General features: G+C 58.6%; 29 protein-coding genes and 2 tRNA genes. 26 read left to right on the forward strand and 5 right to left on the reverse strand.

Translation table 11 applies throughout. From position 1 onward, the window contains the following. Positions 1-61: 61 nt before the first annotated feature. Positions 62-877, reverse strand: a complete 816-nt coding sequence (gene amrB / locus V3W31_08640) for an AmmeMemoRadiSam system protein B (protein ID MEE9614996.1) — start codon at positions 875-877, stop codon at positions 62-64. A gap of 153 nt (positions 878-1030) precedes the next feature. Here amrB and V3W31_08645 point away from each other — a divergent pair, with 153 nt between their 5' ends. From V3W31_08645 to V3W31_08685, 9 genes are all read left to right on the forward strand, one after another. Further along, positions 1031-1684 carry an HAD-IA family hydrolase gene (locus tag V3W31_08645; GenBank protein ID MEE9614997.1) on the forward strand — a complete coding sequence of 218 codons (654 nt, stop codon included), beginning with the start codon at positions 1031-1033 and terminating at the stop codon, positions 1682-1684. A 92-nt stretch (positions 1685-1776) separates the two neighbouring features. Beyond that, positions 1777-2811, forward strand: coding sequence for a DUF362 domain-containing protein (locus V3W31_08650; protein ID MEE9614998.1), 1035 nt, complete (start codon positions 1777-1779; stop codon positions 2809-2811). Further along, complete coding sequence (locus tag V3W31_08655; GenBank protein MEE9614999.1) at positions 2808-3002, forward strand: hypothetical protein; 195 nt, start codon at positions 2808-2810, stop codon at positions 3000-3002. Before V3W31_08650 ends, V3W31_08655 begins: the two co-directional genes overlap by 4 nt. An 87-nt stretch (positions 3003-3089) precedes the next feature. After that, positions 3090-3491, forward strand: a complete 402-nt coding sequence (locus tag V3W31_08660; GenBank protein MEE9615000.1) for a hypothetical protein — start codon at positions 3090-3092, stop codon at positions 3489-3491. Positions 3492-3635: 144 nt separating this feature from the next. Continuing rightward, the gene (locus V3W31_08665; protein ID MEE9615001.1) at positions 3636-4061 is read left to right on the forward strand and encodes a ferritin-like domain-containing protein; all 426 of its coding nucleotides are present in this window, start codon (positions 3636-3638) and stop codon (positions 4059-4061) included. A gap of 292 nt (positions 4062-4353) precedes the next feature. Then, entirely contained in the window at positions 4354-5460 is a 1107-nt protein-coding gene (locus V3W31_08670; GenBank protein ID MEE9615002.1) for an SAM-dependent methyltransferase, read from the forward strand. A 29-nt stretch (positions 5461-5489) separates the two neighbouring features. Beyond that, entirely contained in the window at positions 5490-5648 is a 159-nt protein-coding gene (locus V3W31_08675; protein MEE9615003.1) for a hypothetical protein, read from the forward strand. Between the two features lie 27 nt (positions 5649-5675). Further along, the gene (locus V3W31_08680) at positions 5676-6224 is read left to right on the forward strand and encodes a ferritin family protein (protein MEE9615004.1); all 549 of its coding nucleotides are present in this window, start codon (positions 5676-5678) and stop codon (positions 6222-6224) included. A gap of 273 nt (positions 6225-6497) precedes the next feature. Then, entirely contained in the window at positions 6498-6896 is a 399-nt protein-coding gene (locus V3W31_08685; GenBank protein ID MEE9615005.1) for a bacteriohemerythrin, read from the forward strand. Between the two features lie 147 nt (positions 6897-7043). Here the strand turns inward: V3W31_08685 and V3W31_08690 are convergent, their stop codons facing one another. Both V3W31_08690 and V3W31_08695 read right to left on the reverse strand, forming a co-directional pair. Continuing rightward, entirely contained in the window at positions 7044-7199 is a 156-nt protein-coding gene (locus V3W31_08690; protein MEE9615006.1) for a hypothetical protein, read from the reverse strand. Next, the gene (locus V3W31_08695) at positions 7196-7921 is read right to left on the reverse strand and encodes a DUF4197 domain-containing protein (protein ID MEE9615007.1); all 726 of its coding nucleotides are present in this window, start codon (positions 7919-7921) and stop codon (positions 7196-7198) included. Before V3W31_08695 ends, V3W31_08690 begins: the two co-directional genes overlap by 4 nt. Before the next feature lie 228 nt (positions 7922-8149). Here V3W31_08695 and V3W31_08700 point away from each other — a divergent pair. Continuing rightward, positions 8150-8225: transfer RNA gene (locus V3W31_08700), tRNA-Glu, on the forward strand. 62 nt (positions 8226-8287) lie between these two features. Beyond that, positions 8288-9070, forward strand: coding sequence for a thioredoxin domain-containing protein (locus tag V3W31_08705; GenBank protein MEE9615008.1), 783 nt, complete (start codon positions 8288-8290; stop codon positions 9068-9070). Positions 9071-9126: 56 nt separating this feature from the next. Here V3W31_08705 and V3W31_08710 read toward each other — a convergent pair whose 3' ends face one another. Next, the gene (locus V3W31_08710; protein ID MEE9615009.1) at positions 9127-11118 is read right to left on the reverse strand and encodes a tetratricopeptide repeat protein; all 1992 of its coding nucleotides are present in this window, start codon (positions 11116-11118) and stop codon (positions 9127-9129) included. Positions 11119-11156: 38 nt separating this feature from the next. Then, positions 11157-11230, reverse strand: a tRNA-Gln gene (locus V3W31_08715). Positions 11231-11345: 115 nt separating this feature from the next. On the opposite strand from V3W31_08715, the gene V3W31_08720 reads away from it, so the two are divergent. The 15 genes from V3W31_08720 to V3W31_08790 all read left to right on the forward strand — a co-directional run. Next, positions 11346-11885, forward strand: a complete 540-nt coding sequence (locus V3W31_08720) for a DUF177 domain-containing protein (GenBank protein MEE9615010.1) — start codon at positions 11346-11348, stop codon at positions 11883-11885. An 11-nt stretch (positions 11886-11896) separates the two neighbouring features. Then, complete coding sequence (gene rpmF, locus V3W31_08725; GenBank protein MEE9615011.1) at positions 11897-12082, forward strand: 50S ribosomal protein L32; 186 nt, start codon at positions 11897-11899, stop codon at positions 12080-12082. Positions 12083-12106: 24 nt separating this feature from the next. Continuing rightward, positions 12107-13114, forward strand: a complete 1008-nt coding sequence (gene plsX / locus V3W31_08730; GenBank protein ID MEE9615012.1) for a phosphate acyltransferase PlsX — start codon at positions 12107-12109, stop codon at positions 13112-13114. Between the two features lie 55 nt (positions 13115-13169). Beyond that, entirely contained in the window at positions 13170-14156 is a 987-nt protein-coding gene (locus V3W31_08735; GenBank protein ID MEE9615013.1) for a beta-ketoacyl-ACP synthase III, read from the forward strand. 10 nt (positions 14157-14166) lie between these two features. Further along, positions 14167-15105 carry an ACP S-malonyltransferase gene (gene fabD / locus V3W31_08740; GenBank protein ID MEE9615014.1) on the forward strand — a complete coding sequence of 313 codons (939 nt, stop codon included), beginning with the start codon at positions 14167-14169 and terminating at the stop codon, positions 15103-15105. An 18-nt stretch (positions 15106-15123) separates the two neighbouring features. Beyond that, a complete protein-coding gene (gene fabG / locus V3W31_08745) occupies positions 15124-15864 on the forward strand; it encodes a 3-oxoacyl-[acyl-carrier-protein] reductase (protein MEE9615015.1) in 741 nt (246 codons plus the stop codon). Positions 15865-16022: 158 nt separating this feature from the next. Continuing rightward, positions 16023-16256, forward strand: a complete 234-nt coding sequence (gene acpP, locus V3W31_08750) for an acyl carrier protein (GenBank protein MEE9615016.1) — start codon at positions 16023-16025, stop codon at positions 16254-16256. 109 nt (positions 16257-16365) lie between these two features. Then, positions 16366-17604, forward strand: a complete 1239-nt coding sequence (fabF, locus tag V3W31_08755) for a beta-ketoacyl-ACP synthase II (protein MEE9615017.1) — start codon at positions 16366-16368, stop codon at positions 17602-17604. Between the two features lie 36 nt (positions 17605-17640). Next, positions 17641-18111: a ribose 5-phosphate isomerase B gene (gene rpiB / locus V3W31_08760; GenBank protein MEE9615018.1), complete on the forward strand. Its 471-nt coding sequence runs from the start codon at positions 17641-17643 to the stop codon at positions 18109-18111. Beyond that, complete coding sequence (gene glyA / locus V3W31_08765) at positions 18112-19365, forward strand: serine hydroxymethyltransferase (protein ID MEE9615019.1); 1254 nt, start codon at positions 18112-18114, stop codon at positions 19363-19365. Positions 19366-19446: 81 nt separating this feature from the next. Continuing rightward, on the forward strand, positions 19447-19842 hold the full coding sequence (locus tag V3W31_08770; protein ID MEE9615020.1) for a DUF3343 domain-containing protein: 396 nt from the start codon (positions 19447-19449) through the stop codon (positions 19840-19842). A 10-nt stretch (positions 19843-19852) separates the two neighbouring features. Continuing rightward, positions 19853-20734 carry a selenium metabolism-associated LysR family transcriptional regulator gene (locus V3W31_08775; GenBank protein ID MEE9615021.1) on the forward strand — a complete coding sequence of 294 codons (882 nt, stop codon included), beginning with the start codon at positions 19853-19855 and terminating at the stop codon, positions 20732-20734. Between the two features lie 93 nt (positions 20735-20827). After that, entirely contained in the window at positions 20828-21847 is a 1020-nt protein-coding gene (locus V3W31_08780; GenBank protein ID MEE9615022.1) for a transglutaminase domain-containing protein, read from the forward strand. Positions 21848-21851: 4 nt separating this feature from the next. Beyond that, a complete protein-coding gene (locus V3W31_08785; GenBank protein ID MEE9615023.1) occupies positions 21852-22301 on the forward strand; it encodes a CYCXC family (seleno)protein in 450 nt (149 codons plus the stop codon). A 57-nt stretch (positions 22302-22358) separates the two neighbouring features. Further along, positions 22359-22961 (forward strand): TIGR04282 family arsenosugar biosynthesis glycosyltransferase (locus tag V3W31_08790; GenBank protein MEE9615024.1); only part of this gene is annotated, 603 nt, incomplete at its 3' end.

Genomic DNA, 22961 nt, shown 5'->3' on the forward strand with positions numbered 1-22961 from the left:
GGGTGTGGTCCCCCCCCCCCCCCCCCCCCCCCCCCCCCCCCCCCCCCCCCGGAACTAAAGGTCATTTTATCACTATGCCGGCGTAGCCGACTACGTGGTTATAGTCTCCGCTCGTCTCTCCCGATGTCGCGTACTTTACGAGTTCGGCTTCTTTCGCGCCGAGCCGTTTGGCCGCGGTTATTGCTATGGCCGTCGGCACCACGCCGCACATGGTTATATCGTTCTCGCCGGTTATGTTCAGCAGTCCTTCCGCGTCGAGCTTAAGGACCTTATCGAGGGCCAGCTTGTCTTTTTCTCGTGTTATCTTATCCGGCTCGTAGTGGTTCATGTCCGAGCTTACGGCGATAAGTACCTTTTCGGGGTAGTCCTTGAGGACGTCGGCTATGGCTTCTCCCATCTCTTCGCACGATTTAATGCTCGCGGGCATGACGGTGAGCGGTACTATCCGCGCCCCGGGGTTAAGCTCTTGAATGAACGGCAGCTGGACTTCGAGCGAATGTTCGCCGAGGTGCGCCGTGGGGTCGGTCGAGAAGAGGGCGCATGAGGCGACGACCTTTTCCGCGAGCTCTTCGTTTATATCGGTTATGCCGAGCGGTGTTTCCCATTGGCCCTCGTCCATCACGGCGGCCCTCTCCCCGAGGCCCGTATGGTTCGGGCCTATAAGGAGGACGTTATCCGGGACTTTTATTGCCGCGTAGACCGCTCCGGCCACCCCGCCGGAGTAGATATAGCCCGCGTGCGGGGCTATGAGCGCGACGGGCGTGTCTTTTTCTTTTTCCGGGCCCTTCTCGCGGCCCATAAAGTCCCTGAGGGACTCTTTCAGTTCCGCCGGGTCTCCGGGGTAGAACTGGCCGGCCACACGGGCCTTCCTGAGCATCGCTCTCCTCCTTGTTTACGTAAGTCCCCTCGAATAGTACCAGAAGGCGGGGGTTGTTGTCCACCTTTCAACTCTCCAATGAGGGGGGTATGGCAACGCCGGAGAACTGTGCTATACTTTTGGCTAAAGACCGGGAGAGGAGGGTATGACGTAGTGGTTTTAGGGGCCGACCTTATAGTGTTCGATCTTGACGGCACTCTTATAGATTCGAGCGGCGATATAGCCTGGGCCGCGAATATGACCTTGAAGAGCATGGGCTACGGGCAGCTCGGGCCCGGCGAGATAAAGGAGTGCATCGGCTGGGGCATACGGCCGCTCCTGGAGAAGATGATGCCCGAGGAGCCCGCACGGAGGATAGACGAGGCGCGGGAGGTTTTTTTAAAATTCTATGGTGAGCACCTGGTGGTCAACACGCGTCCCTATCCCGGGGTGGTGGATACCATAGAGCATTTCAGCGGCAGGGACAAAAAGATGGCGATCGTGACCAACAAGCCCATCGGCCTTACTCGTAAGATACTCGACGAGTTGCGGCTCGCCTCGTTCTTTATGGAGGTCCTGGGCGGGGACTCTGTCGAGCACAAGAAGCCGCATCCCGAGCCGCTCTTGAAGGTCATAAAGAGCGCGGGGGTCAAGGTGCCGAGGACCGTCTTCGTCGGCGACAGCTCCGTGGACTGCGAGGCCGGAAGGGGGGCCGGGGTGGAGGTTATCGGCGCGGCCTACGGTTTCAGGGGCAGGCGGGAGCTCGAAGAGGCGGGATGCAGACATATAATAGAGGAGATGGCGGAGCTCAAGACGGTGGTGGAGTAGGGCACCTCTGGGCCGGTCACCCTGAGGCTCTCGAAGGGCGATCGGCTCTCAACATTCCAAAGCTCGATATGGAGAAGTTGGTGGAGTAAGATATGCTCTCAAGGCGTCTACTGCTTAAGGTCCTCGCTGCGGGCGGGGCGCTTCTGACCTTGAGGCACAGCTCCGCGATGGCAGACGTCTTCTTTAAACCCAAGGAAAAGAAGGAGCCGAGGGGGGAAGCCAACCTCTTTACCCGTGGCGGCAAGGCGCTCGTCGGCGTCTCTGGCAGGGGCACGCCGGAGGAGATGGTAAGGGAGGCCGTCTCCCTTATCGGCGGTTTCGGAAAGCTCGGGCTTAAGGGAAAGACCGTACTCGTTAAGCCGAACGTTGTCTCGGGCGAGCCGCACCCATCTACTACCAACCCGGAGGTCGTCGGGGCGGTGGTGAGGATACTCTACGAGGAGGGCGCCGCGAAGGTCTACGTCGGCGACATGTCGGCCATGTTGACCCTCTCGACGAAGAGGAACATGCGGAGGTGCGGCATAACGGAGGCCGCCCGGGAGGCCGGGGGAGAGGTGGTCGTCTTCGAGGACTACGGCTGGGTCGAGGTGCCGCTTAAGGGGGCCAGGTACGTGGAGAGCGCCTACGTTACCGAGTGGCTCTATAAGGCGGATATCATAGTCAACCTGCCAGTAATAAAGACACATAAATCGGCCAGTTACACCATATCCCTGAAGAACTTTATAGGTTGCACGCACCTTAAGCAGCGGCCCTATCTGGTGGACTCATCCCACTGGGAGGAACTCGTAAGCGAGTTCAACCTGGCTTACGCTCCGGAGCTTAATATAGTGGACGGTACGGTCTCCATGGTGGAGGGCGGGCCGTGGGAGGGGACCCCGGCCGACACCAATATTATAGTGGCCAGCGGCGACCGGGTGGCCGCCGATATCGTGGGGCTCGGCGTGATAAAGTCTTTCGGCAAGTGGCCGAAGGTTGTGGATAAGGACGTCTGGGCCCAGAAGCAGATAAAGCGGGCTATAGAACTCGGGGTCGGCAGGGGGAGGGAGGAGATAAGTATGATTACGGGTGAGGGGGACGAGAGCTTTACCGGACTCATGGAGAAGGTCAGGGCGGAGACGGGGCTATGAGCGAACTCACGCCGGATAAAGAGGGCCGCGGGAAGTACTTCATATACGGAGGCGTCTTTCTGCTTGTCACCTTCTTTCTCCTCCTTGACGTCCTGGTGGGTACGCTCTCATGGGGGGAGCTGCCCGCGATGCTTCTGGCCCTTGCGGCCCTCATCGCGCTGTTCGAGGTCGTCTCCCGGCTCTGGAAGTAGGAAGACGGAAAATGGAAATAAAGAAAAATGGAAGAAAGGGAAAAAAACCTTGAGCAACGCCTGATTCTGTAATAACCTTACCCCACTATGGAAGGACCGGCCAAACTCTTTCTCGCGGCAGGCCTCATCTACCTCGCCGCTGGCACTGCAATGGGTTTCTGCATGGCGTTCATGAGGGGTAAGTGGACCTTGAGGCTCATGCCCGCCCACACCCACTTCGGGCTCATCGGCTGGATCTCCATGATGATCTTCGGCTTCTCCTATTCGCTGCTACCCATGTTCACCGGAAAGACGCTCCACAGCCCAACCCTCGCCTACCTGCACTTCGGGCTTATAAACCTCGGGCTCGTCGGCATGGCCGGGGTGTGGATAGGGAGCCGCTTCCCGAAGTCCCCTGTCTCCCCGACGTTCGTCTGGCCCTTCGGAGCCATGGTCGTCCTCTCGGTCTGGCTCTACATATACAATATAGCGATGACGCTTTTATCTTAGCCCTCCGGCGCACGGGGGGGGGGAAATAATGGAAATCATGGAAAAGATGGAAAAGATGGAAATCAACGGATTATGGGGTATAATTGTATTGCGGGGTCGGGGTAAAGGGGGTAAAATAACGCGGTTATATAAAAAGGAGGAGATATGGCAAAGAAAGGCAATAAAAAGATCCTTGACGCACTGAACCTCGACAGGGCCTTCGAGCTCGGGGCCATCATCCAGTACATGGGGCACCACTACGAGGTCGAGGGGGTGGAGAGCCCGGCGGTCCAGGAGATATTCAAAGAGAGTGCGATAGACGAGATGAAGCACGCCGAGAGGCTGGCCGAGAGGATAGGCTACCTCGGCGGGATCCCCATCCAGAAAGCCCTGCCGGGCAAGAGGGGCGGGACGCTCAAGAAGATGGTGGCCGACGATTTGAAGGCCGAGAACGAGGCGATAGCTCGCTATAAAGAGCACATAAAGCTCTGCGACAAGCTCGGCGACGTAACCACAAGACGCATGCTCGAGGAGATACTCGCCGACGAGGAGGAGCATGCGGATACCTGGGAGACCGTGCTCGGCAAGTAATAAAGGAGAGAGAAAACCATGCCTGCAAAAATGTGGCGCTGCTTGGAGTGCGGCTACACCTGTGAGGGGGACGAGCCGCCGGACGTATGCCCTACGTGCTACGCGCCAAGGGGCGCGTTCGTGGAAGTAACGGAGGCGGCTGGATAGGACCCTTGCCACAGGAGGGATGATATAGGAGCCGGTTATTAAAAACGAAGCCGGGCTATCTTCAGGGGAAGGGCCCTCGGGCGGCCCGCTCGCCGAGATTAAAGGGCGTATAGAGAAGGGCGGCCCCATAACGTTCGTTGAGTTTATGGACCTTGCCCTCTACCAGCCAGGCGGCGGCTACTACACCTCCTCCACCGATAGATGGGGTGGAGGGAGGGGGGGCGGGGGCGGCGGGGACTACATAACGAACCTCGACATAAGCCCCGTCTTCGCCGTGACCATAGCGAAAGAGGTCTACGGGATGTGGACCTCTCTGGACTCCCCGCCGCTTTTCAGGCTTATCGAGCCGGGGGCGGGCAGGGGGTGGCTCTCGAAAGGGATAGTCGCCACGGCACGCGAGCGCTACCCGGATTTTTACGAAGCCCTTGGGGCGCACCTTATAGAGAAGAACCCGGCCTTGAGGGAAACCGCTACGGGTAAGGTAAGCTGGCACGAGAATATAGAGGATATAGAAGGTCTCGGCACGGGCTTTATCGGCTGCATACTGTCGAACGAGTTCTTCGACAGCCTGCCCTTCCACAGGGTCGTCAGGAGGGAGGACGGGCTGAAGGAGATATACGTCGGGCTCGATAAGGGAAGGCTCGTGGACGTGGAGGAAGAACCTTCCACAGGTGATATCCCACGGTACTTCGAAGACGCGGGAATAGCGCTCGCTCCAGGACATAAGGCCGAGGCAGGGCTTCTGGCGGTGGAGTGGATGGGGAGGGCGGCGGCCCTTATGGAGAGGGGCTATGTCCTCACCATAGACTACGGCTACCCCGCCGAAGAGTTATACGCGCCCGGTCCGGGGAGGAAGGACGGCACGCTGCTCTGCCACTTCCGAAATACGCTTAACGACGACCCGTACAGGAACGTTGGCTCTCAGGACATAACGGCCCACGTGGACTTCACCGGGCTCGTCCGGGCCGGAAGAGACGCGGGCATGGAACCCATGGGCTTCGCCACCCAGAGCGAATTTCTCCTTGGCCTCGGCATAATGGAGGAGCTGCAAGAGGTCGGGGAAGGGGGGGGAGGCGCCCCCGGCGACTACGATAAGATAAAGCACAACCAGGGGATAAAAGAGCTTATAATGCCCGGCGGGGTGGGCGATACCTTCAAGGTGCTCACGCAGGGGAAGGGCGTTGGGAATTCGGGGCTCAAGGGTTTTTCTTTTAAGAACAGGCTCAGTTCGATATCGGGAGGAAGGGCATAGAGCGGAAAAATTTACTGGAGGTGGTCATAATGGAAGAGAAGAAAGAAGAAAAAAAAGGGAAAGAAGAGAGAAAGCATTACTGCTCGGTATGCGGCAAGCCCTCTGACGTGGTTATCTGTCAGGCGTGCGAGGAGAAGATAAGGGGCGAGGCTCTGGAGAAGAAGAAGGACGTGGAAAGGGGCGGGTAAGGGTTAAAGCGAAAGGAGTTGAAAGATATGTCGAAGAAAGGGCCGGCGTCTATTATAGACGATCTCAGGGTGGCCGTAAGGACCGAGATGACGGGGCACAGGTTCTATACGGCCGCCGCCGAGATGGTGGAGAACGAAAGGGGCAAGAACGTGTTCGTACACCTCGCGAAGGAGGAGCTTGACCACATAAGGGCGATAGCGGCCATGGTCCACGCCCTTGAAGAGGGCAAGGGATGGCTCGGCTACGACGACGCGGTTAAGACCGGCGAGGGTATCTTTGAGAAGGAAGGGCTCCCGATATTTCCCGAAGAGAACGAAATGCTGGATAAGCTCAAGCTGGACCCGGGCGACTTGAGCGCCGTGAAGATCGCCATGGAGAGCGAGGAGAAGGCCGTTGACGCCTACCTCGAGATGCTCAAAAGAGCGGAGACCCCCGATGAGAAGGTTTTCCTTACGAACCTCCTCGAGATGGAGAAGGACCACCTGAAGGTCCTCAGGTGGGAGAGCGAGGCGCTCTCCCAGACCGGTTTCTGGGGCGATACCATGGAATTCAGCGTGGAGAAGGAAAGCGACTGATCTATTGCCCGGCGAAAAAAGGGGTTGAGAGTATGGCCGTGCCGGCATAGGGCCGGGGGCCGTTAGGGGGTTCGTTAACGGGCCCTTAGATAGTAACGGGAAAGGAGGGGTTCCTATGAAGAGGTTCATATTGCCGAGGGTAGCCCACTGCGGCGAGGGGTCACGAAAACGGTCCCGGGCATGACGCAAAACTGCCCGCGTCTCTCATCCGTCCCTTCACGGCCGTTCGAGAGGGGGCGGGGGAGAGGCTGAACTAACCGGAATAGGAGAATAATGAAGGTAGAATGGAGTAAAGACCTGGCAACCGGTATAGGCTGGCAGGACAGACAGCACAAGGAACTCTTCAAGAGGGCCCGTAGCCTCTTCGATGCGTTGGTGCGCGGCGAAGGCACGGAGGAGGTCGGAAAACTCCTCGACTTCCTCGACGAGTACGTGGTCGTGCACTTCCACGACGAAGAGCAGGCAATGAGCAAGCGTAACTATCCCGACACGCTCTCCCACATCGAGGAGCATACCGAGTTCATAGAGCACCTTTCGGATTTGAAGAGCGGGCTGCCGGGCGGCGACAACTTCGCCGAAGAGGTACAGACGCGGGTCGTATACTGGCTTATGAACCACATAGCCGTGACGGACAAGGACCTCGGGGAGTTTTTGAAACGCGAGGGGGGGTAGGGGAGAGGAGAGATGGTACGATAATCGCGACTATTATTTGGTGGGGGCGGCCTTTAGGCCGCCCTTTTTATTATTATTATAGTTCATACCGTTAACAATGGGGCCGTCTCTCCCTCCCCGCCTTCCGTCCTCCCCCCCCCCTCGTTCCTACGGCTTGCCCCCGAGCTTCCTGCACTCGCCCCTGCAGTAGTTTATGAAGTCGGAGTCCGGGTACTTATTTATGAAGAACGTGTAGATATCAAGCGCCTTCTTGTTTTCTCCGGCCTTCCTCGCGGCCTCCGGTCGCCGGTGGTTACGTCTCACTTCCCGAAGACGCTCTTCAGGAGGTCGGTTACCCTTGCCGCCGGGTCAGTTCTTATCTTCCGCTCTTCTTCGCCCACCATGTAAAAGAGGCCGTCGATAGACCTGTCCGTTACGTACTTGTCGAGGTCGATGAGCACGCTTCCGGTAAAGGGTATCGAGGAGTATGCGTCCACCATGCCCTTGTAGTAACGCGTAACGCCCACTTCGTTCATGGCCGAGGAGACTATGGGGCCGAAGGCGTTATGGATACTCCCGGACGTCTTCGAGCGGAAGTAGTCGGTGGCCGCCGTGTCGTCGCCGTCGAGTATCTTTACGGCGTCCTCGAAGCTCATCTCCTTTATGGCGCCGATGAATATGGCGGCGGCCTCGGGTGCCGCCCTCTCCGCGGCGCGGTTCATGCTCAACTCGAACTCGTCTACCTTGTACCCGAACCCGGCGCTCCGGAGGACTTTGGCCACTTTGCCTATCTCAGGGGGCATGAGTATCCGGATGATCTCGTTGGCGAAGTACCCGTCGAGTCTGGAGACCGAGCCGACAGCGTTCTCCGTGCCTATGGAGAGCGCCTCCTTCAGGGCGGATACTATGGTCTCGTTGTCGGTCGCGGTCTTTTGGGGAGAGAAGATGGGGCTGTCCATGAGTTTGTCGAGGAAGCCGGCATGGACCGGTGTGGCCGGGGAGGTGATAAGGATTGCCGCGAGAAAGAGAGTTTTTTCCATCTTCATCGTTTCCGTCCTTTTTGTTAGACCGAAGGGTAGGGCCGAAGAGCGGATATAGGGCTGCCGTACGTCGCCCGCCATTCGTATTGTTAGGAGTATAACATTAAGGCTGTATCTGTCAAGCTTGCGCGGGGGAGGGGGGGCTAATCCGCAACCCCCCTTTGAAGGATTGACAAAACGGGCGGATTAGGGTAGATTACTTTCCTGCCGAGGTCTATATATACCGGATATACCGGTCCCATCGTCTAGTGGCCTAGGACATCGCCCTCTCAAGGCGAAAACACGGGTTCGACTCCCGTTGGGACTGCCATTGTGTGTAAGTAAGCCTTTTTTATGCCCGGCGCCACCCATAAAAAATCGGAGGTCTTTGAGATGAGAAAATATGTATTCCCGATATTCCCGGCGGTCCTTTTCTTCCTGCTTCAGGTGCCGGCGGCATACGCCGAAGGCGGGTCTGAGGGGGGTGTGCAGGAGGAGCTGCAGGAGATAAAAAAGGACATCTCGCAGATAAAGAAGGACATTAGTGAGATAAAGAGGTTCCTCAAGTCCCGTACACAGGCGCAGCAGCAGCAGCAGAGGCCTCCCGCCCAGGCCGCCGCCGCAACCGAGGCGGAGACCGGTATAGACGACGACTACGTCCTGGGCGATAGGAACGCTCCGGTGACCATAATCGAGTTCTCCGACTACGAGTGCCCCTTCTGCAGCAGGCACTTCAAACAGACCATGCCGCAGATAAAGAAGGAGTATATAGACAGCGGAAAGGCAAGATACGTCTTCAGGGACTTCCCGCTGCCTTTCCACAAGCAGGCCCAGAAGGCCGCCGAGGCGGCCCAGTGCGCCGGGGAGCAGGGAAAGTACTGGGAGATGCATGACACGATATTCGCGAACCAGAGCGCCATGAAACTGGACGACCTGAGGGGTTACGGTAAGAAGCTCGGCCTCGAGTCCGACAGGTATAACAAGTGCCTCGATAGCGGGAAGTACGCCCAGGAGGTAAGGGACGACATGGCGGCGGGGCAGAAGATAGGGATCAGGGGGACCCCTTCGTTTGTGATTGGAAAGACCACCAAGAGCGGGAAGATAAAGGGAAAGATTATAAGGGGCGCCCAGCCCTATCCCGCGTTCAAGGCCGCCATAGACGAGCTTCTTAAATAGGGAAGCAGGGGGGCACTCTTCCCGATAGCAAGGGTGTTTACAAACGGCAGGCCAGCCTACTGGAAGTCCGACTGTGCACGCCAGTTTTTTATTTCCTCGACGATATTCCCGCTCTCGTCTGCGATAAGATCGAGTAATAAAATATCCTTATCTTTGTCCGGAGGGGAGGGGTCTTCCCTGTAGAAGCGCGCCTTTATCGTGCCGCCTTCAACCTCAATGGAATCCCATGCCATGATGCCACAGCTATTTAAATCGGCAACTTTGCCGTAATCGACTTCCAAGAATATCTTAAACTTCCCGGTTTCGGGGTTGAAGGAGTAGACCCTGTCGTCGGGTCCTATGCCGCGGAGGTATAGGGAGCCGTTGTGCCATACCGGGGAGGTATAATCGTCCGTGTAGAAAGCCAGGGGCGACAGCCCGCTCGACGGTGGCGGGCCCGGGTTTTTAAGGTGCCATTCCCTGGAGCCGTCCGAAGAGAAAACAGTTCCCGTCCGGTCCACGAACAGGTAGCGCTCATCCGGCGACCAGCTCACCGGAAGGTCGCCGTAGAGGTGTTTATCGAGGAGGACCATTTTTTTGTCGTCGGTCTTGAGCCAGAGGTAGTAGCGCGGGGTAGACCATTCGTCCTCCGTGGGTTGCAGGTTGGCGCTGACGGGCACCTTTATCACCTCGATTTTCTCTTTGGGGGATATGTAAGCCGGGTTTTCGTATACGCTCAGCGGTATTACGTCCCTCGCGTTGACCAGCGTTTTTTTGTCGTCCAGCACGTAGTAGTAATTATAGTCTCTATAGTCTCTTTTGAGCCTGCGGTCGTATATATACGCGATGGATAGTTCACTGCCCGCCGATAGAGTTCCCTTAGGTATTAAGGAGATGTAGTATGTGGACGCCCCTTCCGTGCCTACGATGCCCTTCTGGGGGAACTTAAGCCCACTGAAGGCCGAGTGTTGGTCGGTTAAGAGGGAGGTGGTGTCGACGTCGTCTTCGATCTCTGCCTTGAGCCGTTTAAAGCCTTTCATGGCCTCTTCGGAGCCGGGGTTTACGACAAGCTCCTTTTCGTACTCGTCCTTGGCCAGGTAGAACGATTTTGTGTTTCCGGGGATGTTTTCTTCGTGTATCTTGCCGATAAGAAGGTGGGCCCCGGGGTAGGAGGGGTCGAGGCGGAGCGCTTCCCGGAGCGCCTCTTTCGCTTCTTCTCGGTACCGTATCATGTGTTCTTTTATATGCTTGCCTACCTTGAAAAACGCCCCGGCCGTGGGGTTTCTCATGGCCTCGGTCTTCAGTATAGCCAGTTCGACCTTATGCCCTATGCCCGGGTTCAACTCCGCCTCTACTTCGAACTCCGCCATGGCGGCCTCGGACATGCCGGCGGACGCGTAGCTCTCGCCGAGATACATGTGCGCCCCGGTGTATGGTGAGCCCAGCGCTATGTGCTTTTTGAAGGTATCGGCCGCCTTATTAAAGTCCTTTATCTCCATATATGTGTGGCCGAGGTTGTAATATACCCGATGGGTGTTCATGCCGTGCCCTATGGCCTTCTCGTACGCCAGGGCGGCTTCTTCGTACTCCTGGAGGTCAAAGTGGGCAAGGGCGAGATAGAAGTAGCTGTACGCGGGATCGTAGTTAAGCTCGGCGGCCTTGCTGAACGCCTTTGTTCTTTCCCTGGCCCCCCTTATTTTATGGTAAGCCAGGCCGAGGGACTGATAGGCCTTGCCGAAGTTCGGGTTCAGTTCAATGGCTTTTTTGTGGTACTCGATCGCCTTTTTTTTATCTTTGAGCGACCTGTAGGCTATCCCTATATTGTTCAGGATATTGGCATCCCCGGGGTCCAGTTCCGCCTCTTCGAGCCATGCCTCTATGGCGTCCCCGTATCTCTCTTCCTTGTAGAGCTTAAGCCCCTTTGCGTGGAGTTCCTGTGCCGCTTTCGGTTTGGCGGCCCTGGGGGCGGGTTTTGGGGCTGCTTTTTCCTCTTCGGAAGGGGGGGCGTCACACCCGAATAATGACAGGGCTACAATCAGCGATAGAAAGAGGTGGCAAGCTTTTTTCATTTTCATGTGCGATAACGGGTGTGATTCCGGGGAGAAAGTGGCTGGGGGACCAGGATTCGAACCTGGATAGACGGTTCCAGAGACCGCCGTCCTGCCGTTAGACGATCCCCCACCAGCAGCGGACTGCACCAGCTAATTTACGCCAAAGTCCGCTTCCAGTCAAGGAATTTCTGTTGACAAACCGAAAGCTCCTCCGGTATACTTTATCTCTTTAACAAGGGGTCGAAATGAAGCTCAATATAAGGGATATCCCCGAGGAGGGGTTGACCCTTGAGCTAACGGAAGACGCTAGCGCAATGACCGAGGCGGCCGGTGGCGGCCCGGGTCTTTCCTTCCTCTCCCCGGTGGCGGCCCGCATCACGGTGAACCTTGCCGGTGAGGCGGTAAACGTCGAGGGGGAGCTAAAGGCCGTGCTTAAGCTCAACTGCTCGAGGTGCCTCGGCGAGGTCGAGCGTGAGGTCGAATCCGCTTTCTTCATCCCTCTCATGAAGGAAGAGGGGGCTGAGGGGAAAGAGGGGGAAGAGAGGGAGCTTACCGCCGATGAGATGGACAGTGGATGCCTCGAGGGGGACACCCTCGATACCACGGCGCTGCTCCTCGGCCAGCTCTTATCGGATGTCCCCATGCAGCCGCTTTGCGGTCCGGACTGCAAGGGGCTGTGTCATAGGTGCGGCGCGGACCTCAATAAAGGCCTGTGCTCCTGCACCGGCGAGCAGCGGGTAGACTCGAGGTTCGTGGCCCTTAAAAAGTTCAAGATGAAAAGGTGAGGTAACGAAAAATGCCAACTCCAAGAAAGAGACATACCAGGTCGAGAAGGGGTAAGAGGAGGAGCCACGACGCCCTCGTCAACCCCCCCGTCTCTCTTTGTCCCCAGTGCGGGGAGCCCAAGCGCCCCCATAACGTATGTCCCAACTGCGGGACGTATAAGGGCAGGGAAGTCATAAAGACCGAAGAGAGCTTATAGCCCCTCTCGAGCAGCACCCCCGTTATGAAAATAGCCATAGACGCAATGGGAGGGGACTTTGCTCCGGCCGTGACGGTAGAGGGTGGCGTGGAGGCCGCCCGTGAGGGCCTTCCGATCCTCCTCGTAGGCGACCGCGAGAGGCTGGAGGCCGAACTCTCCAACTACGACACCGAAGGGCTTCCGCTTACCGTGAAGCACGCCTCCGAGGTCGTGGGCATGGGGGAGAGCCCGGTCCAGGCCATACGGAAAAAGCGCGACTCCTCCATACGGGTCTGCTTCTCGGCCGTGAGGGGCGGGGAGGCCGACGCGGTCGTAAGTGCCGGCAACTCCGGGGCCGCCATGGCCGCGGCCATGTTCATCCTTAAAAAATTGAAGGGCGTGGACCGCCCGGCGATCGCCGTGAGCGTGCCCACCATCAAGGAGCCCGCCATACTCCTCGACGTCGGAGGGAACGTGGACTGCAAGCCGCTCCACATGGTCCAGTTCGCGATTATGGGGGCCGTGTACGCGAGGTACGTCCTTAAAGAGGATGAGCCGAGAGTAGGGCTCCTCTCGAACGCCGGGGAAGAGGGCAAGGGGAACGAGCTTACCCGCCATAGCCACGAGCTATTGAAAAATACCGCGCTTAACTACGTGGGATACGTCGAGGGCAAGGAGATATACCAGGGGGACGCGGACGTGATCGTCTCCGACGGCTTTGTGGGGAACGTGGTGCTGAAGCTGAGCGAGGGGGTCTTCGAGGCCGCCTTTATCATGCTGAAGCGCGAGATCATGGCGAGCCCCATGGCAAAGCTCGGCTACTTCTTTGCCAAGGGGGCCTTCCGTAACCTCAAAAAGAGGGTGGATTACGCCGAGTACGGCGGGGCGCCGCTGCTGGGTATAGACGGGGTCTGCATAATAAGCCACGGCGCCTCTTCGCCCAAGGCAATAAAGAACGCCGCCTTGAGGGCCGCCGGATACGTAAAGGGCGGAGTAAACACCCATCTCATCGAAGAGCTAGAGAGGAACGGCAACCTCAGGGCTGTAATGTAATATCCCGCCGCAGGCAGGGAAGGAACCCTACTGTATTCTAAAGGACTCTCTATTTATGTCACCGCTGAGGTCGAAGATAGCCGGCACCGGCTCCTATGTGCCCCTGAAGGTCGTCTCCAACCGCGACCTCGAGGGCTTGGTCGATACGACCGACGAGTGGATAACCACCAGGACCGGCATAAAGGAGCGGCGCGTGGCGGCAGGCGAGAGCACCTCGGACGTGGCCGTAAAGGCCGCAAGGAAGGCGCTTAAGGCCGCAGGGGTGGCGGCCAGGGAACTTGACCTTATAGTGGTCGGCACCGTCACCCCGGAGATGGTATTCCCCTCTACGGCCTGCTTCGTGCAGGCCAAAATAGGCGCGAGGGCCGGCATACCCGCCTTCGACCTCTCCGCCGCATGCTCGGGCTTCCTCTACGCCCTTGACGCGGCCGATAAGTACGTAAAGGCCGGGGAGGTTAAAAAGGTGCTCGTCATAGGGGTGGACCTCTTCTCCAGGATAGTCGACTGGAAGGACCGCTCCACCTGCGTGCTCTTCGGGGACGGGGCCGGGGCGGTTGTTCTGAAAGCCGCCAGCGGAGAGCACGGCATCCTGTCATCCCACATCCATTCGGACGGGCGGCAGTGGGAGATGCTCTATACGCCCGGCAACATATCCACACTCAACCCCTTTGAGAAAAAAGGACACCCCAAACAGCCATTTCTGAGGATGAAGGGCAACGAGACCTTCAAGGTGGCGGTAAGGACCATGGGGCAGGCCGCAAAAGAGGCGCTGGAGCGTAACGGCCTGACCGTCGAGGATATCGCGCTCTTTATCCCCCACCAGGCCAACACGAGGATAATAAAGGCCATAAAGGAGAGGCTCAAGCTCACCGACGAGCAGCTCTTCTCCAATATAGAGAAGTACGGGAATACCTCGGCCGGCTCCATCCCTCTTGCCCTGGACGAGGCCGTCAGGGCCAAGAGGATAAGGGATGGGGATATCGTCCTTTTCGTCGCTTTCGGGGGGGGCTTTACGTGGGCATCGGGCGTGGTAAGGTGGTAGCCATAACATATTGGATAGTTTAGCTTTTATATTTCCAGGGCAGGGCTCGCAGTATGTGGGCATGGGTAAAGAGTTCTATCGGGAATACCCCGAGGCCAGGGAGCCGTTCGACAGGGCCGGGGAGGTGTTGGGCTTCGACCTTAAGGGGTTATGCTTCGAGGGTCCCGAGGATGAACTCGGCCGGACCGAGAACACCCAGCCCGCCATACTGGTTGCGAGTGTTGCGGCCCTCAGGGTCCTGGAGGCCGAAACAGGGGCAAGGCCCGGCCTTGTTGCAGGGCACAGCCTCGGCGAGTATACGGCGCTGGTCCTGGCCGGCTCGCTTGAACTTCAAGATGCCGTAAGGCTCGTGCATATGAGGGGAAAGTTCATGCAGGAGGGGGCGGCGGAGGGTACCGGCGGCATGTGCGCCGTAATCGGGCTCGGACTCGAAGAGGTCGAGGCCGTATGCGGGGAGGCTTCGATAGAGGGTAATGTCGTCGTCCCGGCCAATATAAACGGGCTTCAGCAGATAGTCGTATCCGGCCACAAAGAGGCGGTCGATAGGGCGGCGGTCCTGGCAAAGGATAAGGGGGCGAAGAAGGTCGTTTTGCTCCCGGTGAGCGTCCCGTCGCACTCCCCTTTGATGGAGGGGGCCGCCGGGAGGTTAAGCGAAGAGCTCGAAAAGACGGAGTTCAGGGAGCTTAAAACCACCCTTCTGACAAACGTGGAAGCAAAACCCCTTACCGACGTCTCGAAGGTGAGGGGGCTCCTTACCCGGCAGCTCACGAGTCCCGTCAGGTGGGTCGATATCGTAAGGAGGATGGCCTCGGGCGGGGTAACCACGGCCGTTGAGATAGGGCCGGGCAGGGTGCTTACGGGGCTCGTAAGAAGGATAGATAAGGGTATAAACACCGTTAACCTTGATAAGCCCGGTGACATGGAGAAGGTTTTATCCGTTTGTGGATAAGGCGATAAGGAGGGGATTATGTCGGATGATAAGAGGGTAGCACTTGTAACGGGAGGGGCGCGGGGCATAGGGAAGGCGATAGCCGAGAGGCTCGTCTCGGACGGGGTGGACGTGGCCGTGGCGGACGTGAACCTGGAGGCCGCTACGGAGACCGCCAAAGAGCTCGCCATGGCGGGGGTAAAGACCCTTCCGCTCAAGGCCAACGTGGCCGACTTCAAGGAGGCCGAGGCCATGGTCGAGGCGGTCGTGAGCGAGCTCGGCGCCGTCCATATACTCATAAATAACGCCGGTATCACCAGGGACGGCCTGCTCCTTCGGATGAAGGAGGAGGACTGGGACGCCGTGCTGGACGTGAACCTGAAGGGCGTCTTTAACTGCACGAAGGCCGCGGTGAAGCGGATGAGCAAGCAGCGCATGGGCCGCATCGTAAGCATCGCCTCCATCGTGGGCCTTATGGGTAACGCGGGGCAGGCCAACTACGCCGCGAGCAAGGCCGGGCTCATAGGGTTCACCAAGACCGTGGCCAGGGAGTTCGCCGCCAGAGGGATAACCGCCAACGCCGTGGCCCCCGGGTTTATCGAGACGGCCATGACCGAGGCGCTCTCCGAGAAGGTCAGGGAAGAGCTCGCCGGACAGATCCCCATGGGCAGGCTCGGGACCATCGCCGACGTGGCCGAGGCCGTGGCGTTCCTCGCCTCGGACCGGGCCTCGTACATAACAGGGCAGGTAATTAGCGTAAACGGCGGGATGTACATGTAGAAAGGCCGTGATGCGTGTGCGTTATACGTAAAAGGCCTTTTTCCGCATCAGCATCACGCGCACGCATCACGGCCTTTTACCCGATTGACAACGGACCGGATAGGTGTTATACACTGTGGTAGTTTACGAAACTATTTTAACGCTTAGGAGGTGGGTGCATGTCGACAGAGAACAAGGTTAAGAAGATCATAGTGGACCAGCTTGGCGTTTCCGACGACGAGGTGACCCAACAGGCCTCGTTCGTGGACGACCTCGGGGCCGACTCCCTCGACACCGTCGAGATGGTCATGGCCTTCGAGGAGGAGTTCTCGATAGAGATACCCGACGAGGACGCCGAAAAGATAAAGACCGTCCAGAACGCCATAGAATATATAGATAAGAAGGCCAAGTAGGTTATAGAAAGCAGGGTAGCGGAAAACAGGGGGCCGGGACGTTACGTCCTCGCGTCCTGTTTTTGTTCTTAAGCTATGGCGGTTCCGAAGTGGAGGGAGTAAGGTCAATATGAGAAGGGTCGTAGTGACGGGTCTGGGTATGGTAAGCCCGCTGGGTACGGGGGTCGGGAAGTCCTGGGAGGGTATCACGGAGGGCAGAACGGGGATAAGGACCATAACGAGGTTCGACCCCGAGGGTTTTCCCGTACGCATTGCCGCGGAGGTGCCGGACTTCGACCCCACCTCGGTGATAGAAAAAAAAGAAATAAAGAAGATGGACTTCTTTATCCAGTACGCCATGAGCGCGAGTATCGAGGCGTTCGAGGGGTCCGGCTTCAAGGTAACGGAAGATAACGCCGAAAGGGTCGGGGTCTATATCGGCTCGGGTATCGGGGGGCTCTCGGGCATCGAGCGCTGGCACGACGTATTGAGGGAAAAGGGACCGGGCAGGATAGGTCCCTTTTTCATCCCCATGGTCCTTATAAACCTGGCCTCCGGCCAGGTCTCCATACGGCTTGGAGCGAAGGGACCCAACAGCTGCGCCGTCACGGCCTGCGCCACGGGCACCCACTCCATAGGCGACGCGTTCAGGATGATCCAGAGGGGGGAGGCCGACTGTATGGTGGCCGGCGGCTGCGAGGGAGCTATTACGAAGTTATGTGTCGCCGGTTTCAATGCCATGAAGGCGCTATCCACCCGTAACGACGAACCCGAGAAGGCGAGCCGTCCTTTCGATAAGGGGCGGGACGGTTTTATCATAGGCGAGGGCGCGGGCGTGGTCGTGCTCGAAGAGCTCGAGAGCGCGCGGAAGAGGGGGGCCGAGATATACGCCGAGGTCGCCGGATACGGAATGAACTCGGACGCCTACCACATGACCACCCCTTCGGTGGACGGCGAGGGCGCCGCCAGGTGCATGAAGCTTGCCATGAAGGACGCGGGTCTCAGCCCCGAGGACGTGGACTATATAAACGCACACGGCACCTCCACCTACTATAACGACCTCTACGAGACCAAGGCCATAAAGGGGGTCTTCGGGGCCCACGCGAAGAAGGTCAAGGTAAGCTCCACCAAGAGCATGACCGGGCATCTCCTGGGCGCGGCCGGAGGCATAGAGGCCGTCTTTACCGTACTCGCCATAAAGAACGGCGTCCTGCCGCCCACCGTGAACTACGAAACGCCCGACCCGGAATGCGACCTGGACTACGTCCCGAACGTCGCCGAAGAGGGCGGGATAAGGGCCGCCTTGAGCAACTCCTTCGGATTCGGCGGGACCAACGCCGTCCTGGCCTTCAAGGCCTTCAAGGGATAGTATAAGGTTATGGAAAAGGTGGAAAAAACGGAAAAAATGGAAAAGATAGCCATAGCGAGCGACCACGCCGGGAGGGAGCTCAAGGAAGACCTTAAAGAGTTCTTGAGCGGCGCCGGCCTTGAGCCGGTGGACATGGGCCCTGACGGGGACGAGTCCGTGGACTACCCGGACTACGGCTTTCCGCTTGCCGGGAAGGTCTCCACGGGCGAGATGGACAGGGGCATACTCATATGCGGCACCGGCATAGGGATGAGTATCGTCGCCAACAAGTTCCCCGGGGTGAGGGCCGCGCTCGTAAGTGACGTCTACTCGGCGCGGATGGCCAGGGAGCACAACGACTCGAACGTGCTCGTCATAGGCGGCAGGACCACGGGCAAGGGGCTCGCGCGAGAGATCCTGAAGGTCTGGCTCGAGACGAAGTTCGCCGCCGGAAGGCACCAGAGAAGGCTCGACAAGATAACCGAGGTCGAGAAGAAGAGCTTTAATACCGTTAAGAAGGGCGGGTAGATGTCTGTACTGAAGGGTTTCGACCCGGAGATATACGAGGCCATAAGGCTCGAGACCGAGAGGCAGGAGTATAAGCTCGAACTCATAGCCTCTGAGAACATGGTGAGCGAGGCGGTACTCGAGGCCGTCGGGAGCGTCCTTACCAACAAGTACGCCGAGGGCTACCCGGGCAAGCGCTACTACGGCGGCTGCGAGTACGTCGACATAGGGGAGAGGCTCGCCATAGAGAGGGCGAAAAAGCTCTTCGACTGCGACCACGCAAACGTACAGGCCCACTCGGGCTCGCAGGCCAACATGGCCGTCTACATGACGGTCTTGAAGCCCGGCGATAAGGTGATGGGCATGGACCTGAGCCACGGCGGGCATCTGACGCACGGGAGCCACGTCAACTTCTCCGGCCAGCTCTACGACATAGTGTTCTACGGGGTCAGGAAGGAAGACCAGCGTATAGACATGGACCAGGTACGCGACCTCGCCCGCAAGCACACCCCGCGCATGATAGTTGTCGGCGCGAGCGCCTACCCGCGCACCATAGACTTCAAGGCCTTCAGGGAGGTGGCCGACGAGGTCGGCGCACTCGTAATGGTGGATATAGCCCACATAGCGGGCCTCGTGGCCACGGGCCTTCACCCGAGCCCCGTGCCGTTCTCCGAGTTCGTCACCACGACGACGCATAAGACCCTCAGGGGGCCGAGGGGAGGGATGGTCATGTGCAAGGAGGAGTTCGCAAAGAAACTCGATAAGGAGATATTCCCCGGCATACAGGGCGGTCCGCTCATGCACATAATAGCGGCCAAGGCCGTGGCCTTTAAGGAGGCCCTCTCGCCCGGGTTCAAGGAGTACCAGAAGCTGGTCGTGTCGAGCGCTGAGGCCCTTGCCAGAGGGCTTATGGATAGAGGTTACGACCTCGTCTCCGGCGGCACCGACACGCACTTGATGCTCATGGACCTGACCGAGACCGGCATAACCGGCAAGGAGGGGGAGGAGGCGCTCGGCAAGGCCGGGATAACCGTCAACAAGAACACCGTCCCGTTCGAGACCCGGAGCCCGTTCGTAACGAGCGGGATACGCATAGGCGTTCCGGCGGCCGTCACCCGGGGCATGAAGGAGGCCGAGATGACCTGCATAGCCGACTTTATCGACAGGGCGATAAAAAACCGCGCCGACGAGGACGCGCTCTCCGGGATAAAGGACGAAGTCAAGGACCTGTGCACGAACTTCCCGTTCTACGGTGAGAGGCTTAAGTGTAAGTAGTCTTCAACCTTATCCCCCCTCACCCCCCCCCCTCCACCACCCTTGCCACGAGCCATAAAATTTGCTAACCTCCACCCATAGATGAAGTATATACTTGCGTTCAGCTCCACCCACGGGGCGCTTAAGGCCGAGAGTATCTTGAAGGAGGCGGGCGTGCCCTTCAGGCTCGAGCCAGCGCCGAAGTCCATTTCTGCCTACTGCGACCTTGTTATCGTCCTTCACGAGGCGGTACTGGCCGAGGCGAGAGGCGTGCTCGACGTGGTAGAGGGGGCCGGGGTCGAGGCGGTATACAAAAAGGAGGAGGGGGGCATGTTACGCTGTGATTTCTGCGGCAGGGAGACCGACTCGGTCGTGAGGGTCGCCCTCGATAAGGACTACGACAGGTTGACGGTACGCCACCAGAAGCGCTACGCCTGCCCGGATTGTTCGAAGAAGAAAGACGAGGAGAGGGAAGAGCGGAAGAATAGCTCCGGATGAAGGGACCTGTATGGAGTTGAGGTATCTCGAAATATTCTGCAAGGTGGCGGAGCATAAGAGCTTTTCCCGGGCCGCCGAGGCGCTTCACCTGACCCAGCCGACCATAAGCATCCACATAAAGTCGCTCGAAGACGAACTGGGCACGAAACTCTTCGACAGGCTCGGCAGGTCGGTCGTGCCGACGGGGGCGGGGGACCTCTTGTATCAGTACGCCTCCGAGATCGTAAGGCTCAAGGAGGAGGCGCGTCTTGCCATGGACGAGCTTTCGGGGAAGATGAGGGGCTGCCTTATTGTCGGCGCGAGCACCATACCGGGCGAGTACCTTCTCCCGGCGATTATAGGCCGCTTCAAAAAGGCCTACCCCGAGGTGCTGCCCACTCTGAAGGTGGGAGATACAAAGGGCATATACGCCATGGTACTCGAAGGCGGGGTGGACGTTGGGGTGGTGGGCTCGCTTAAAGAGGATAAGAACATAGTCTCAAGCGAGTTCCTCGCCGACGAGCTCGTCCTGGTCGGGCCGGGGACGTTCCGTAAGGGAGAGGTGTCGAAGCGAGAGCTTAAAGAGCTTCCGCTCCTCCTGAGGGAGGCCGGCTCGGGCACGAGGGCCACGCTGGAGAGCGCTCTCTCTGCCGGGGGGATAGACCCCGAAGAACTCAACATCGCCGCCGAGATGGGCTCCACGCAGGCCATGAGGGGGGCCGTAGCGGCCGGCATGGGCTTTGCCTTCATCTCGCGCGTAGCGGTACAGGGCGATATAGAGCGCGGAACGCTCAGGGCCGTAAAGGTAAAGGGCATTAATATAAAGAGACGCTTCCACATAATCACCCACAGGCTCAGGACCAACTCGCCTATCGCCAGGACCTTCATGGAGTTCCTCTCGGAGAGCCGATAGGTTTTTCCCGTTTCCATAGATAATATCAATTTGACATATAGATACCTCGGGTGTATGCTCTACGGGTAAGGCCCCGTAGAGCGAGGAGGAACCATGATCTCGAATCTTTTCAGGATATCGGCCGTTTTTTTTGCGGCCACGGCCTTTATCCTGCTCTATCCCCATAGCGGCTTTGCCGCCAAGACGCGCACCTTCGAGGTCGACTATACCGTGGAGGTGCCCTCCCTGCCAGGCGGAGCGCGCGAGGTGCGGGTCTGGATCCCGTACCCCTCTTCCAACGAAGACCAGAGGATACTGTCCATAAACGTCGAGAGCCCGGCCCCGTATGAAGTAAACTACGACACCGAGTGGGGGAACGGCATGGTCTACTTCCGGCTCGTCCCGGTCGGGGGCTTTACCTTCACCATGCGCTTTGTGGTCGAGAGGCGGGAGAGGGTGGTCGACCCGACGGGCAATCCCGGAGATAGGCCGGAAGGCAAGATGGACGTGCGCCTCTTCAAGCGCTTCCTTATGCCCTCGGCCTACGCCGTCCATAACGAGAGGGTCGAGAGGCTGTCGAGGATGGCGGTGAAGGGGAAGACCGGGTACGCCGAGAAGGCCAGGGATATATACGACTTCACCCTCGAGAACATGGAGTACAGCAAGAAGGTCCCCGGCTGGGGCAAGGGTGACGTGGACAGGATATGTCTTGCCATAGGCGAGGGGAAGCAGGGTACGGGGAACTGTACGGACTTCCATTCGTTTTTCGGCTCGCTTATGCGCTTTCAGAGCATACCCGTTCTATTCGAGATGGGCTTTCCCCTGACCCCGGGCAAGGATTCCGTGGAGCCCATTAAGGGAGGCTACCACTGCTGGGCCAAGTTCTACGTGCCCGGCATCGGCTGGGTGCCGGTCGATATCTCCGAGGCCGATAAGGACCCGTCGAAGAAGGACTACTTCTTCGGCGCGGTATGCGAGAACCGTTTCAGCCTCAGCCGGGGCAGGGACATCCTGCTCGTCCCCCCGCAGAGAGGGGCCAGGCTCAACTTCTTCGGCCCCGACCCGTATATAGAGGTGGACGGGGAGTCCTTCACGGGCTTTACGAGGACCATATCCTATAGGGACGTAAAGTAGCCCTATGAAGGGGTGTTGGAAGAGGTTTTTATCGTATTCGGCTGTACTCTTTATCGGGATATCTCTTGCCGCATGCTCCGCCACACACACCGGTAATACCCATGGTAAGACCCCAAAGACTCCAGGCAAGACTCATGCCCCTACCACTCCTCCGAAGGAGGTAGGCGGGGAGACGGGCGGCACTCTCTCGCCGGATGAGTTCAGCGGAGAGAGCCGTGAGGCCTACCGCATAGCCGAGGAGATGCCCGAGGTCATCGACCGTCTTCCCTGCTACTGCGGGTGCATGAAAGAGCTTGAACACGTGAGCCTCCTGAGCTGCTTTGTCGACGAGCACGCCGCCGGGTGCAAGAGCTGCAAGAAAGAGGCGATAAGGGCAAGCGAGCTCTACGAAGAGGGTAAGAGCGTGGAGGAAATACGCGCGGTCATCGCCCATGAGTTCGGCAAGAAGAAGTAGCCCCCCCCTGCCTTCCGTGCTAATATCCCCCATATGAATCCCTTTGCGCTCGCCGTGATGATAAGGGTCCCGGTTCCGGGCGAGGTAAAAACCAGGCTCACCCCGCCGCTTACACCCGTGGAGGCGGCCGGACTCTACCGTGCCTTTCTCGCCGATATTTTTAGCCGTATAACCGGGCTCCGGGGCGTGGATATCCACAGCTTTTACACGCCAGGTAATACCGGGGGTCCGGACCGGGAGTTAGCTGAAATAGTCCCTCAGGAAACCTCCCTAACTCCTCAAAAAGGCAGGGATTTAGGCGAGAGAATGTTTAACGTCTTTAGTGGGCTTTTCGAGAGGGGATACGAGCGGGTCGCCCTAATCGGGAGCGACAGCCCGGACCTGCCGCTTGCGCATATCGAGGAGGCCTTTAGCGCCCTGGAGACGCTTCCGCACGGGCTCGTCCTCGGTCCCGCAAGGGACGGGGGGTACTACCTTATCGCCATGGACGGGCCCTCTCAGGCCCCGTTCGAGGGGGTGACCTGGTCCACGGAAACGGTGCTCGAAGAGACCGTCAAGAGGGCGCGGGAGAACGGTATGCAGGTGAGGCTCTTGAAGGAGTGGTACGATATAGACACCCCGGAGGACCTTTTGCTCCTGAAGGGCAGCGTTGAGGCGTCC

It is taken from the genome of Thermodesulfobacteriota bacterium, from assembly GCA_036482575.1.
GTDB lineage: Bacteria > Desulfobacterota > GWC2-55-46 > GWC2-55-46 > JAUVFY01 > JAZGJJ01.

What these genes read in the sequence shown, in the direction of transcription:
- amrB (MEE9614996.1), bottom strand. Translation starts at nt 877, where the DNA reads ATGCTCAGGAAGGCCCGTGTGGCCGGCCAGTTCTACCCCGGAGACCCG.
- V3W31_08650 (MEE9614998.1), top strand. Translation starts at nt 1,777, where the DNA reads ATGCTCTCAAGGCGTCTACTGCTTAAGGTCCTCGCTGCGGGCGGGGCG.
- V3W31_08655 (MEE9614999.1), top strand. Translation starts at nt 2,808, where the DNA reads ATGAGCGAACTCACGCCGGATAAAGAGGGCCGCGGGAAGTACTTCATA.
- V3W31_08660 (MEE9615000.1), top strand. Translation starts at nt 3,090, where the DNA reads ATGGAAGGACCGGCCAAACTCTTTCTCGCGGCAGGCCTCATCTACCTC.
- V3W31_08665 (MEE9615001.1), top strand. Translation starts at nt 3,636, where the DNA reads ATGGCAAAGAAAGGCAATAAAAAGATCCTTGACGCACTGAACCTCGAC.
- V3W31_08670 (MEE9615002.1), top strand. Translation starts at nt 4,354, where the DNA reads ATGGACCTTGCCCTCTACCAGCCAGGCGGCGGCTACTACACCTCCTCC.
- V3W31_08675 (MEE9615003.1), top strand. Translation starts at nt 5,490, where the DNA reads ATGGAAGAGAAGAAAGAAGAAAAAAAAGGGAAAGAAGAGAGAAAGCAT.
- V3W31_08680 (MEE9615004.1), top strand. Translation starts at nt 5,676, where the DNA reads ATGTCGAAGAAAGGGCCGGCGTCTATTATAGACGATCTCAGGGTGGCC.
- V3W31_08685 (MEE9615005.1), top strand. Translation starts at nt 6,498, where the DNA reads ATGAAGGTAGAATGGAGTAAAGACCTGGCAACCGGTATAGGCTGGCAG.
- V3W31_08695 (MEE9615007.1), bottom strand. Translation starts at nt 7,921, where the DNA reads ATGAAGATGGAAAAAACTCTCTTTCTCGCGGCAATCCTTATCACCTCC.
- V3W31_08705 (MEE9615008.1), top strand. Translation starts at nt 8,288, where the DNA reads ATGAGAAAATATGTATTCCCGATATTCCCGGCGGTCCTTTTCTTCCTG.
- V3W31_08710 (MEE9615009.1), bottom strand. Translation starts at nt 11,118, where the DNA reads ATGAAAAAAGCTTGCCACCTCTTTCTATCGCTGATTGTAGCCCTGTCA.
- V3W31_08720 (MEE9615010.1), top strand. Translation starts at nt 11,346, where the DNA reads ATGAAGCTCAATATAAGGGATATCCCCGAGGAGGGGTTGACCCTTGAG.
- rpmF (MEE9615011.1), top strand. Translation starts at nt 11,897, where the DNA reads ATGCCAACTCCAAGAAAGAGACATACCAGGTCGAGAAGGGGTAAGAGG.
- plsX (MEE9615012.1), top strand. Translation starts at nt 12,107, where the DNA reads ATGAAAATAGCCATAGACGCAATGGGAGGGGACTTTGCTCCGGCCGTG.
- V3W31_08735 (MEE9615013.1), top strand. Translation starts at nt 13,170, where the DNA reads ATGTCACCGCTGAGGTCGAAGATAGCCGGCACCGGCTCCTATGTGCCC.
- fabG (MEE9615015.1), top strand. Translation starts at nt 15,124, where the DNA reads ATGTCGGATGATAAGAGGGTAGCACTTGTAACGGGAGGGGCGCGGGGC.
- acpP (MEE9615016.1), top strand. Translation starts at nt 16,023, where the DNA reads ATGTCGACAGAGAACAAGGTTAAGAAGATCATAGTGGACCAGCTTGGC.
- fabF (MEE9615017.1), top strand. Translation starts at nt 16,366, where the DNA reads ATGAGAAGGGTCGTAGTGACGGGTCTGGGTATGGTAAGCCCGCTGGGT.
- rpiB (MEE9615018.1), top strand. Translation starts at nt 17,641, where the DNA reads ATGGAAAAGATAGCCATAGCGAGCGACCACGCCGGGAGGGAGCTCAAG.
- glyA (MEE9615019.1), top strand. Translation starts at nt 18,112, where the DNA reads ATGTCTGTACTGAAGGGTTTCGACCCGGAGATATACGAGGCCATAAGG.
- V3W31_08770 (MEE9615020.1), top strand. Translation starts at nt 19,447, where the DNA reads ATGAAGTATATACTTGCGTTCAGCTCCACCCACGGGGCGCTTAAGGCC.
- V3W31_08775 (MEE9615021.1), top strand. Translation starts at nt 19,853, where the DNA reads ATGGAGTTGAGGTATCTCGAAATATTCTGCAAGGTGGCGGAGCATAAG.
- V3W31_08780 (MEE9615022.1), top strand. Translation starts at nt 20,828, where the DNA reads ATGATCTCGAATCTTTTCAGGATATCGGCCGTTTTTTTTGCGGCCACG.
- V3W31_08785 (MEE9615023.1), top strand. Translation starts at nt 21,852, where the DNA reads ATGAAGGGGTGTTGGAAGAGGTTTTTATCGTATTCGGCTGTACTCTTT.